Source organism: Pseudomonas sp. ADAK18, from assembly GCF_012935695.1.
Taxonomy (GTDB): Bacteria; Pseudomonadota; Gammaproteobacteria; order Pseudomonadales; family Pseudomonadaceae; genus Aquipseudomonas.
Genome location: NZ_CP052859.1, coordinates 3,300,907 through 3,312,832, shown reverse-complemented (window position 1 = coordinate 3,312,832; position 11,926 = coordinate 3,300,907). Strand labels below are relative to the sequence as shown.

General features: G+C 57.0%; 9 protein-coding genes. 8 read left to right on the top strand and 1 reads right to left on the bottom strand.

Going from position 1 to position 11,926, the window contains the following annotated elements; genetic code table 11:
* Window positions 1-5 precede the first annotated feature (5 nt).
* The 7 genes from HKK55_RS14665 to HKK55_RS14635 all read left to right on the top strand — a co-directional run bounded on the left by HKK55_RS14665 (window position 6) and on the right by HKK55_RS14635 (window position 8,359).
* Window positions 6-3,872, top strand: a complete 3,867-nt coding sequence (locus HKK55_RS14665) for a DUF1983 domain-containing protein (protein WP_169355343.1) — start codon at window positions 6-8, stop codon at window positions 3,870-3,872.
* A gap of 329 nt (window positions 3,873-4,201) precedes the next feature.
* On the top strand, window positions 4,202-4,864 hold the full coding sequence (locus HKK55_RS14660; protein WP_169355342.1) for a hypothetical protein: 663 nt from the start codon (window positions 4,202-4,204) through the stop codon (window positions 4,862-4,864).
* A 63-nt stretch (window positions 4,865-4,927) separates the two neighbouring features.
* Window positions 4,928-5,677 carry a hypothetical protein gene (locus HKK55_RS14655; protein ID WP_169355341.1) on the top strand — a complete coding sequence of 250 codons (750 nt, stop codon included), beginning with the start codon at window positions 4,928-4,930 and terminating at the stop codon, window positions 5,675-5,677.
* Window positions 5,678-6,232: a tail fiber assembly protein gene (locus HKK55_RS14650; RefSeq protein ID WP_169355340.1), complete on the top strand. Its 555-nt coding sequence runs from the start codon at window positions 5,678-5,680 to the stop codon at window positions 6,230-6,232.
* A gap of 57 nt (window positions 6,233-6,289) precedes the next feature.
* Window positions 6,290-6,715: a structural protein gene (locus HKK55_RS14645; RefSeq protein WP_169357869.1), complete on the top strand. Its 426-nt coding sequence runs from the start codon at window positions 6,290-6,292 to the stop codon at window positions 6,713-6,715.
* A complete protein-coding gene (locus HKK55_RS14640) occupies window positions 6,712-7,245 on the top strand; it encodes a lysis system i-spanin subunit Rz (protein ID WP_169355339.1) in 534 nt (177 codons plus the stop codon). The genes HKK55_RS14645 and HKK55_RS14640 overlap by 4 nt, the downstream gene beginning before the upstream one ends.
* Window positions 7,246-7,540: 295 nt before the next feature.
* Window positions 7,541-8,359, top strand: coding sequence for a 2OG-Fe(II) oxygenase (locus tag HKK55_RS14635; RefSeq protein WP_169355338.1), 819 nt, complete (start codon window positions 7,541-7,543; stop codon window positions 8,357-8,359).
* A gap of 128 nt (window positions 8,360-8,487) precedes the next feature.
* On the opposite strand, the gene HKK55_RS14630 is transcribed toward HKK55_RS14635, so the two are convergent.
* Window positions 8,488-9,234 carry a hypothetical protein gene (locus HKK55_RS14630; RefSeq protein WP_169355337.1) on the bottom strand — a complete coding sequence of 249 codons (747 nt, stop codon included), beginning with the start codon at window positions 9,232-9,234 and terminating at the stop codon, window positions 8,488-8,490.
* A 510-nt stretch (window positions 9,235-9,744) separates the two neighbouring features.
* Here HKK55_RS14630 and HKK55_RS14625 point away from each other — a divergent pair.
* Entirely contained in the window at window positions 9,745-11,895 is a 2,151-nt protein-coding gene (locus HKK55_RS14625) for a phosphocholine-specific phospholipase C (protein ID WP_169355336.1), read from the top strand.
* Window positions 11,896-11,926: the final 31 nt, after the last annotated feature.

The following is an 11,926-nucleotide window of genomic DNA, read 5'->3' as shown; positions in this document are numbered from 1 at the left end:
AAAGCATGGGCGCAGCACAGCGACCGGATATTCACGGCGCGAAGGGTGGCGAGAGCAAGCCGAAGTCGCCAGTAGAGGCGCCGGACAGCCTTCAGTCTACAAACCTTGCGAAGATACTTATCGCTGTTGGTGAGGGGGAATTCGACGGCACCCCTACGGCGCGCGACATCTTCCTCGACAACACACCAATCCAAGACGCCAGTGGCAACTACAACTTCACCAACGTGAAGTGGGAATGGCGGCCGGGCAGCATCGAGCAGTCGTACATCTCTGGCATTCCGGCGATTGAGAACGAGACGTCCGTCAATGTCGAGCTGCGTAGCGACAATCCATGGGCAAGAGCGCTGAGCAATGTTCAGTTATCCGCAGTTCGGCTACGGCTTAGCTGGCCGCGCCTGGCCAGCCAGGATAGCAGCGGCAATACCAACGGCTACCGCATTGAATACGCCATTGATGTGGCCGCCGATGGAGGTGCATATCAGCAGCTACAGTTCGGCGCGGTGGATGGAAAGACCACCAATGGTTATCAGCGCTCGATTCGTGTTGACCTGCCAAAGGCAACCTCTGGCTGGATGGTAAGAGTTCGCCGGCTAACCCCAAACCAGAACTCCGGCACTATCGCAGACACGATGAACATCGCCGGCTACACCGAGATCATTGACCGCAAGCTGCGATATCCCAACACAGCTCTGCTCTACGTTGAGTTCGATGCGCAGCAGTTCCAGAATATTCCTGCGGTGACTGTGAGGTGCAAGGCTCGCAAATGGCCGGTGCCGACCAACTATGATCCTACGTCTCGCACGTATAGCGGCGTATGGGATGGCACTTTCAAGCAGGCCTGGACCAACAATCCTGCATTCGTGACTTACGGTCTTTGCGTCGAAGAGCGCTTCGGGCTTGGTAAACGCATCAAGCCTTGGATGGTCGACAAATGGGAAATGTATCGTATTGCCCAGTATTGCGATCAGTTAGTTCCGGACGGCGTGGGCGGGCAAGAGCCTAGGTTTCTCTGCGACATAAACCTGCAAGGCAAGGCTGAGGCGTGGGTGATTCTGCGGGACTTGGCAGCAATCTACCGGGGCATGACCTATTGGGCTCAAGGTGCTTTGGGCATGCAGGCAGATATGCCGCGCGCGCAGGACATCGATTATGTATTCACGCGATCGAACGTGATTGATGGGGAGTTCACCTACGGCGGCGCAGAGAAAGATACACATTACAGCCGTGCCCTGGTGAGCTATGACAACCCTGCAAACAACTATGACACTGACGTCATACCGGTAACGGACCTCGCCCTACAGCGGCGGTACCGAGATCGCCCAATTGAGATATCAGCAATAGGCTGCACTCGGGCGTCAGAAGCTCAGCGTCGCGGTAAGTGGATACTACTGAGCAACAACCAGGACCGCACGGTTACGTTCAAGACCGGGATGGAGGGCCGCATCCCGCTGCCTGGGTACGTGATACCAGTAGCCGACGAGCTTATTGCCGGCCGCCCAAATGGTGGTCGAATCTCGGCTGCTGCTGGCCGCGTCGTGAAACTGGATCGAGATACTCAAGTTAAGGCGGGCGACCGCCTCATCATCAACTTGCCAAATGGGCGCGCCCAAGCTCGTACCGTTGAGTTTGTAAGTGGTCGCGATGTAACAGTGACAACACCGTACAGCGTCACGCCTGAGCCGCAACTTCAGTGGGCGATAGATGCTGACGACCTGGCTATCCAGCTGTATCGGGTAGTTAAGACTGTTCGCACGACTGAGGGTGAGTACGAAATCACCGGCCTGGAGTTCAATCCGAGCAAGTTCGCTCATATCGACACCGGCGCTCGCCTGGAAGAGCGGCCGATCAGCGTTATTCCGATCACCGTGGTTCCGGCGCCGGCTAGCGTCACGCTGACGTCGTCCTACGCCGTGAACCAAGGCATCGCCATCAGCACCATGAACATCTCATGGCCTGCGGTGAATGGCGCGGTCGCTTATGACGTGGAGTGGCGCAAGGACAGCGGAAACTGGATCAAGGTGCAACGCACTGGCTCGACCAGCGTGGACATCACCGGCATTTACTCGGGCGCCTATATGGCCCGCGTACGGTCGGTGAGTGCGTTTGAGATCTCGTCGATCTGGAAAAGCTCCAACCTGACTAACCTCGAAGGCAAAACCGGCCTTCCGCCGGCGGTGTCGTTTCTGACCACCACCAGCAAGGTTTACGGTATTGGCATTCAGTGGGGCTTCCCATCAGGCGCGGAGGACACCCAGCGGACGGAACTCTGGTATAGCCAGTCGGCTGACCTGACGACAGCGATCAAGCTGAGCGACTTCAGCTACCCGCAAGCCCAGCACGAGATGCAGAACATCCTGGCGGGCGCGAGCTTCTACTTCTGGGCACGTCTGGTGGATCGGACCGGCAACATCGGGCCGTTCTTCCCCGTGCCCGGAGCCGTCAACGGCCAGGCCAGTTCGGACCAGTCGGAGTACGAGAAGTACTTTGCGGACAAGATCGGTAAGGGGGCGCTGTACCAAAGCCTGCGGGAAGAGATCGAGTTGATTTCGGGCGACGGGCCTGACTCGGTGAATGCGCGCCTGGAAGAGGCCAAGGCGGATCTTGAGGGCCTGTTGGGCCAGATCACTGGGGCTGCGCCGTTCGATCCTGCCAAGCCTTATCCGGCGGGTTCATTCGTCCAGCAGGGTGGTCATATCTACCAGGCCACCCAGGCCGTGCCCGCCGGTGTAACGCCGCCGGATGCGACCTACTGGAAAGACATCGGGACGATCCTCGAAACCACGAACGCGCTCAGCCAGCAGATTGCTCTGGTCAGTACCAAGATCGAAGAGATCGACGGGAAGATCGTGGCCACCGCCACATCGGTCGAGGCGTTGCGTTCGGCGGCCCGAGGCGATGACGGTAGCGGTGAGTTGGCAGGGGCTTTGAAAGCGTGGACATCCACCGCTGATCTGGCGGTTGAGCGCAAAACACGCGCAACCGAAAGCGAGGCGATGGCGCAGCAGTTGATCACGCTCGGCGCCCAGGTCGGCGACAACAAGTCGGGACTGACTGTTCTGGAACAAGTGGTTGCCACCAACAGGGAGACGGCTGCAACCCAAATCACGCAACTCAAGAGCGACCTGACTTCGGTGGAGGATGAGGTATCAGGCCAGGCCCTGGCTATTACCGGGCTCGACACAAAGGTCACGAACCTGGACGGGAAGGTCACGGCGCAGGCATCGAGCAATGAATCGCTACGGGCTTCGGTTCGTGGTGATGACGGCGCGGGGGAGTTGGCTGGGGCGCTCAAAGCGTGGGATTCAACCTCAAGCTTTGTGGCTGAGAAGAGGGTGCAAGCCACCGCCAACGAAGCCCAAGCCAAGACATCCGAAACGCTGCAATCGAGCATTGGACAAACCAACGCATCGGTTCAGCAGGTGAGCGAGACCGTGGTCCAGCTCAATGGCAAGGTATCGGCACAAACCACCATCAAGGCTCAGACCATTGTCGGCGGCAAAAAGGTAATGGCAGGTCTGGCGCTTGGCAGCGACGGGGAAACGTCGGAGATTCTGGCGTTTGCACAGCGCTTCGCCATTGTTGATGAGGTCTCCGGCAGTTTGATTCTGCCGTTTGTGGTCTCCGGTGGGCAGGTGTTTATCAACTCGGCAGTGATCAATAAGGCATTCATCCAGGAGATCGTTCTGGGGATGACGTTACGGTCTGAAGCGGTTAACGCTGCCGGCCTGCCCTTGCTGGAGATCAACGTCAAGGCTGGCACATTCACGCTTCGCAGCGCAGGAGCCGGCGGCTCAGCCCTGCTTAACAACGACGGGCTCACCGTGTTTGATGCCGGCGGCATTGATCGTGTGGTGGTTGGGAGGCTTTCTTAATGATTTACGGGATGCGAATCAAGGGGGCCACGGGGAGTATCGAACTTGATGAAACCTCATTTACAGTAGGGATTACTTATTCGGCCCTCGTCCCAAAAACAGCGGGTAGGTATGTAGATATACCGATAGTCGGAATTAATCCATCTACTCATTCAGCGGTTTGTGTGCCAATTGCTCCTTATGGCACTGGAGGCCAGTTTGTTAGTGCTATTGGTTTCATACCTGAGGTTCTGACCGGTCTCGTTAGAGTATGGTTTGGTAACAGGCAAAGTAACGATGGCCCGCTAGGCAGCTCAACGCAAAGGCTGCTGGTTATGAGGTATAGGTAAATGTCTTACGGTTTAAGGTATGTAAATAACAATGACGTGGTTACTCTCGATTCTGAGTTTTCCAGATTGGTGGTTCTTGAGAAAGGGACATGGTCCGGTTTCGGTTCAAGTTCTGGGAATTATGTGAAATTCTCAAAAACAATAACTACCGCCGAGCCACCATTGGTTTTTGTGCGGCCAACTGAACCAAATACCCTTTACTTTTGTTTGGTCAATGGAACACAGGGGGCATGGGCTGGTTTTTCGTTTTACACTTTGATAGGTGTAGCAACTAACGGGAAATGGTTCTGTGCCGCATTTGAATCCAGCCCAACAGCAACTTACGGAATGCGCTTGTGGGACGGATCATCAAAACTACTGTTTGATAACGGAACACCATGCGCTCAGTTTACTAGGTCGATCACAAGTTGGACATATCTTGGCTCGTCTCAGACTGGTCAAGGCCAAACTAGATTAAACTGGACGGCGCCCTCAAGCTTGGCTGGTGGTGATTACATGCTTTTAAATAATATTGCTATGGATGTTGCGGGGCTAATATCTAGACAGGGGAATATGTATGCGCTTTGGGACTACGCTAACGACAGATTAATCATGCAGGTCGTTGGTGTTGATATATCAAGCACGCTATATAATCCAGTACTATTTGCTAAGCAATTATCCTGATTATTTGTGCTTCTGATTATTCAATGGCCGCCTTGAGCGGTTTTTTATCGCCTGGAGAAACCTATGTCTTCTTGGTACACAGAAGGGACGGTCACCGTCACCAACGGAAACGCCGTGGTCACTGGCGCTGGAACAAAGTTTTCAAACTGTCGGTCCGGAGATATGTTTGTCGGGCCTGACAATGGAATTTATCAAGTCACCAACGCCGCGAGCGACACGTCTATCTCGATTTCTCCTACCTATCGTGGAGCGACTTCCGCTGGCGCCGCTTACGGGATTGTTCCGGTCAATGGGTACCCCAAGGCTTTGGCCGACGCAGTGAACCAGATGGTTCAGCAATGGGGGGCCACGCTGGCAGGTCTAGGCTCTGTCTCGACAGAGAACATCGTGCCAGTGGCTAAGGGTGGGACAGGGGCGGCAACGCAGGCTTCAGCACGGGCAAACTTAGGCTTGGGAGCTTTGGCCACAGCCAGTTTTGGTACTGGAGCGGGTCAGGCGCTTTCCGTTCCCATGCTTGGACTTGGGGCGCGTGCGGCCATTGGGAACAGCTCTATCTACACAACCATGAACGTTTGGGAAACCGGTTTTGGCGTAATTGCTGATGGCACGCAGTTTAAACCTGTGCCGTTCGGAACACTGCTCAACCTGGCTTTTCCGGGTGGAGGTAACCTCGGCTCGCAGCTTTGGATGGGAACCTCTCCAGGAAAGACGCTCGGGTTCCGCAGTGGCGACTACGGCACAGAAAGCTTCAATTTCGTATACCACACCGGCAACACCACCCGAGCCGCCGACGGCACACTGAAGGCTATCTAAATGACGACTCGCGCAGCTATAAATATTCTCGGTGCCGACGGCACGCTACTCAACGTGACTTCGCTAGGCGTCAACACGATCTCCACAGAGCATCCCCGGGCTGGCCAGTACCTGATTCACGGTACGCTCGGAATGGCCCCGCCACCCGAAGGTTGGGGCTACGCGCTCAACCAGGCGGACGCCGGCTGCACGGTGGCGATCAGCTACAACGATGCGGTACTCGCGGTAAGCATCGACAAAGACGGCGAGCCCGCAGACCTGGCGCACAGCATCACCCTGCATGTGGCGGTCGAGGCCTTGCCACCCCAGAAGATGCCGCAATCGCCTCCACCTGCAGTTGACCCGCTGGAAGTCGCCCAGGCAGAGATCACCCGATTGCGCGCGGCCGCCGACTACGCGATCGCACCGCTACAGGATGCAGTCGATGTCGACGAAGCCACGGACGCTGACCTGGCGGCCTTGAAGTCCTGGAAGAAATACCGTGTTGCGCTCAACCGAGTGCCGGAGCAGCCGGACTACCCGTTGGCTATTGAATGGCCCGAAGTCCCTGCGTAGCAATGCCGCACACCGATGCCCGCCTTGAGCGGGCTTTTTTTCGCCTGGAGTAAAGCCATGCCGATCACCGAGACCCGTGGGGTGCGCAACCGCAACCCGGGCAACATCGATTACAACCCGGCCAACCAGTGGCAGGGCCAGCTCAAGCCAGACCCGGCTATCGAGAAGCGGTTCGCCCGGTTCGACACGCCCGAGAACGGTATCCGAGCCCTGGGTAAAGTGCTGCTGACCTACCAGCGGAAGCATGGGCTCAAAACCGTGAAGGCCATCGTCAGCCGGTGGGCACCGTCGGTGGAAAACGACACGGCGGCGTATGTTCGTGCCGTAGAGTCGAACACCGGTACCGCGCCAGGCGCCGAGATCGATCTGACCCAGGCGCCGGTCATGCGCGGCTTCGTCAAGGCGATCATCCATCACGAGAACGCGGGCTATGCCTATCCGGATGCAGTGCTGGCCGAAGGCGTGCGCAGGGCGCTGGCGTGACGCCGGTGCAGAAGCTGGTCGTTCTGGCGGTGCTGATCCTGCTGGCTATGGCCGCAAGCTTCGCTGGAGCCTGGCAGATCCAGGAGTGGCGCTACGGCGATCAGCTGTCCAAGCAGGCCAACCTGTACCAAGACGACCTAGCCCTCATCAGCGGCGCGGCCTCGGCCCAGGCGAAAGCCGATCAGGCCAAGCGCTTGGCACTAGAGCAACAACTGGCCACCTCCGACCAACAACGCACCCGAGAACTTTCCGATGCCCAACGTAACCAGGCCCGCCTGCGTGACCGTCTTGCTACTTCTGACCTGCGGCTGTCAGTCCTTATCGACACCACGGATTCAGCCAGTGGCTGCAACGTGTCTACCGATCCCGGCTCCGCCGGCGTGGTTCATGGAGCCCAGAGAGCCCGACTTGACCCAGCGCATGCTCAACGAATTCTCGCCATCAGCGGCGCCGGCGACGAAGGATTGATCGCGCTACGGGCTTGCCAGGCGTATGTCAAAACGGTATCGGGGCAGGGTGCCGGGAAATGATCTTTCAGATGGGCGACTCTGGGGATAACTCGCGAGCCTCATAAAACAATGTACGTCTATTTGTACGTTTGGCAGAAAAACAAAGGGCCTGCATTGCTGAAAGCCCTTGTTTTGTATGGTGCCGGCACCAGGAGTCGAACGGGGGCCGCTGTCGGTGCAGTGATTGAATAACAGGGACGGATTAAGGGAGATACGAAGGCGTTTGTGGTGATTTGTATCGGCTTTGATACTTAGCTCAATTTCGGGAATAATGCCTGCCACTAAATTGCCACCAGACAGCAAGCAAGGATCCCAAATGGAAGTCACTCAAATTGCATCACTCATCGTCAATCGACTTGATGAGCTGGGCACCGATATCCAAAGGCAATGGAATAGCCCTGAGGGAACCCATACCCGCCACTTCGTTGTAGACGAACTACTCACAGCCGAGATGGCCCAGAACATCTACGATGCGTTTCCACGCAATGCGGATGGTTTCTTTGACCGCCAATCGTTTCGCGAGAAGAAAAAAACGCTCACCGATCTATCTGACTATCCGCAAATTTTAAGCGCCATCACTTACGCGATGCAGCATCACTCGGTTGTGAGCAAGGTCGCTCAGTTGGTTGGAATGCACGATATCGTTCCCGACCCAAGCCTCTATGCTGGTGGTCTGTCGATGATGTTCAAGGACGATTTTCTCAATCCACATATCGACAACAGTCACGATGGCGAGCGCAATCTATATCGCCGCTTGAACCTGCTGTATTACGTGTCTCCCAACTGGGCCTTGGAAAACGGCGGCAACTTTGAGCTGTGGGACCATAAGGTGAAAAAGCAGAAAACCATCACTGCTCTGTTCAACCGCCTGGTGGTGATGGACACGAACAAGTACTCCTGGCATTCAGTGAGCGGGGTTCGCGCTGAAACACCTCGGTGCTGCGTCTCAAATTACTATTTTTCAGGGACGTCTCCTGACGATCATGAATATTTCCATGTGACGTCATTCAGCGGCCGGCCGGAAGAACTAGGGCGTCGCCTACTTGGGGTCGTAGACAATAATCTGCGCAATGTGGTTTCGAAGGTACTACGGGTGGGTAGAGGAACGAAGCTGGTGAACAAATCTAAGGAATGAGCCTGTGGGCTCGCCGAAATGACAGCAGGGGTCGATGGCCCCTGCCGCGTTCCATTTATAGAGTAATTAGCTTTAACTTCGCTGCTAGAGTCGAGGCATGCGCAGCCTTCGTCGTGAACGCCGTCGCATCAGTAGGGCTCGGCGTTGGTCCTGGTACGTGAGTGTGCGTGGGGCTGCCTTTTTGGCAGGAATCCGTAACCCGCGCATACATGGCAGTCCTCCCTCAGGTCGAACTTGTCCAGGCATTCGGTGCATTTGATGAACTCAGCAGCTAGTAGCAAGGGGCGTGCCTTCCTATAGGTGTCGAAGTCGTGAGTCTCTAAGGCGATCTGCGCTGTATCAACCAGCGCCCGGTATGCATCCGCATCGTCGATATTTGGATAGAGCACCCCATTGATAAACTGGGCTGTCTGCACCAGGTCGTAGATCTCACCGGTGGCCGATGTCAGCGCCAGCCCGTTCATGGGCCAGGACTCCCCGCCATAGCGAAACACCAGCCGCATGCCTTGCTTGTCTTCAAGCATCCTGCCATCGAATCCTGAGAGTTCGGGGCTTTCTGCCGAACGATAGGTGCCATTGGCAATGCTACCGATGCAGGGGGAGCCGTCCCTGGGCATGACATCGTAATGGCCGCTAGGTTTGTACCTGTCGATAGGCACTATTAGTTCCTCGACGGCGTGCCAGTAGGCGGCGCTGACCAGCTCGTCCATCTCCAGCTTCTCCATCTCATCGATGACGCCGGCCGCAAGCATATCGCGGGCATCCCAATGGCGGAGAGTTCGGTATGCCTCCGGGTTAGACATTCGAAACTCGTGATCGTCGAGGGCTTTACGCCATTTGGCCATCCATGCCGTTCTGAGCTCTTTGGGGTTCATGGTGGGCAAACTGCTTAATTGAGTGCTGTATGTGCATACAGTAATCGAGGTTTGCGGGTTGTGCGATTTGAGGCGACGAGCTGTAGGGGATTTGGTTTTGGTGTTCGGTCGGCAGGACGCCGGAGGAGGGTGGTAATGTTCTGTGCCGGTATGCGCAAAACCTACGCTACAGGCCACGGTTTACCGTTTGCATAAGCACAATAAACTGCTGTATTTGCTGTGCCTGAAACGCTGTAAAAACTACTATGATCAATAGGTTAGGTTTGTTTAGGTCCAAGCATGGGGTGCTAGGGGTCGAGTGTTCGAATCACTCCGTCCCGACCATATATTTCAGTAAAAAAGCCGAACGCTAACCCGTTCGGCTTTTTTGTGCGCGTAGACTTTTGCAGGGAGACTGATCACAGTTTTTCAGTCTTTTCTCTCCGGTGTAATTTATTTGTCTCTTGAAGCCTCTACCTTGCCCTGAGTCTTTCTTTGTCGTTCAAGAACTCCAAGGGATTGAATAGTTTTATGCCAACTCTCACACGCAGGAGGCTGCTACAGGCGGCCGCTATCGGGTCAACCTTCACGCTGCTGCCCGACTCCATCCGCCAGGCCCTGGCGATCCCCGCTAACAACCGCACCGGCACGATCAAGGATGTCGAGCACGTGGTGATCCTGATGCAGGAGAACCGCTCCTTCGATCACTACTTCGGCACCTTGCCCGGTGTCCGTGGCTTCAGTGACCGCTTCACCATTCCGCTACCCGGCAAGCACAAGGTCTGGGAGCAGCAGGGTGTCGGGCGGCGGGTATTGCCCTATCACCTGGACAGTTCGCGCGGCAACGCACAGCGGGTCAACGGTACACCGCATTCCTGGGTGGATGAGCATGCCGCCTGGGGCAGCGGCCGGATGAATGCCTGGCCGACGTTCAAGACGTCCACGTCCATGGGTTACTACCGCGAGCAGGAGTTGCCATTCCAGTTTGCCCTGGCTAATACCTTCACCCTGTGCGATGCCTACCATTGTTCGGTGCACGCCGGCACCAACCCTAATCGGTTGTTCCACTGGACCGGCACCAACGGGCCGACCGGGGCCAATGTGGCGGCGGTGGTTAACGAGTGGGATGGTCCTGGCGCCGTGACGGTGGGCTACACCTGGAAAACCTATCCCGAACGCCTGGAAGAGGCGGGCGTCAGTTGGAAGGTCTATCAGTTCTTGCCGGACAACTTTGGCGATAACCCATTGGCCGGCTTTCGCCAGTACCGCGCCGCCAGTGTTGCTGCCGGCAACCCCGCGCAGCCACCGAAAGACTTTACGGCCTTTGTGCCTTACAGCGATCAACTCAATGCCCGGGTGCCGTTGTACAAGGGCAACGGCAACACCCTCCCAGCCAGCGGTGGTAGCCAACTGGAAGCGATTATCCAGGGCTTTCGCGATGATGTGCACGGTGGACGCCTGCCTCAGGTGAGTTGGATCGTCGCCCCGGCCAATTACTCCGAACACCCTGGGCCTTCCAGTCCGGTGCAGGGCGGCTGGTTCACCCAGGAGATTCTCAAGGCGTTGACCGACAACCCGCAGGTCTGGAGCAAGACCGTGTTGTTGGTCAACTACGATGAAAACGATGGTTTCTTCGACCATGTGCCGTCGCCGTCGGCCCCGTCAAAGCGGCTGGATGGCAGCTTCGCCGGCAAGTCCACGGTGAAGTTCGACAGTGAGATTTTCACCCACCCGGCGCCACCCGGTTCGACCCAGCAACCCAAGCCCGATGGCGGCGTCTACGGGCCAGGCCCAAGGGTGCCGATGCTGGTTCTGTCGCCGTGGAGCCGTGGCGGTTGGGTCAACTCCCAAGCGTTTGATCACACCTCGGTACTGCAGTTTCTGGAAAAACGCTTTGGGGTGCGCGAACCCAATATCAGCGCCTGGCGTCGGGCGGTGTGTGGCGACCTCACGTCGGCGTTCAACTTCGTCAACCCCAACACCGAAACCCTGCCGCCGCTGCACACCACCACCCGACAGGCCGCTGACTTGCTGCGCCAGCGCCAGGAGCAACTGGCCCAGGTCGCTCTGCCAGCGGTGGGCCGGCAACAGGCGCCGCATCAGGAACGTATGGCGCGGCCATCCCGAGCGTTGCCATATAGCTTGAGCGTCGAGGCTTCGGCTGACCGTCGCGCCCGATCGCTGACCCTGGACTTCATTAACCGTGGTGAGCAAGGCGCGGTGTTCCACGTCTACGACCGTCTGCGCCTGGAAGACATACCACGGCGCTACACCGTGGAAGCCGGCAAAACCCTCAGTGATACATGGCAAACCCTTAGCGCCTACAAGCTCTGGCTGTTGGGGCCGAACGGCTTCCATCGTTCATTTCAGGGGAATCTGAAACGTGACGAGCCCGAATTGTTAGTGTCCTATCGTGGAGACGCTCTGCTACTGACGTTGATCAACAACGGTAGGCGCTCGACGTCGGTCAGCATCGGTCGCTGTCCTTACACCAAGCAAGGCCCTTGGCTCTTTGATATACCGGGCGGCGGTACCCTGCAACGCACGTTCTCCTGTCAGCCCAGCGGTGGCTGGTATGACTTCAAGCTACGTGATGAACATGGCTGGATGCGCCGGGTGGCGGGGCGGATCGAGACGGGAGAACACAGTATCAGCGATCCGTTGATGGGTAAGCGCCTATAAAGGGGCAGCTACTGCCTAATGCCGATCAGTT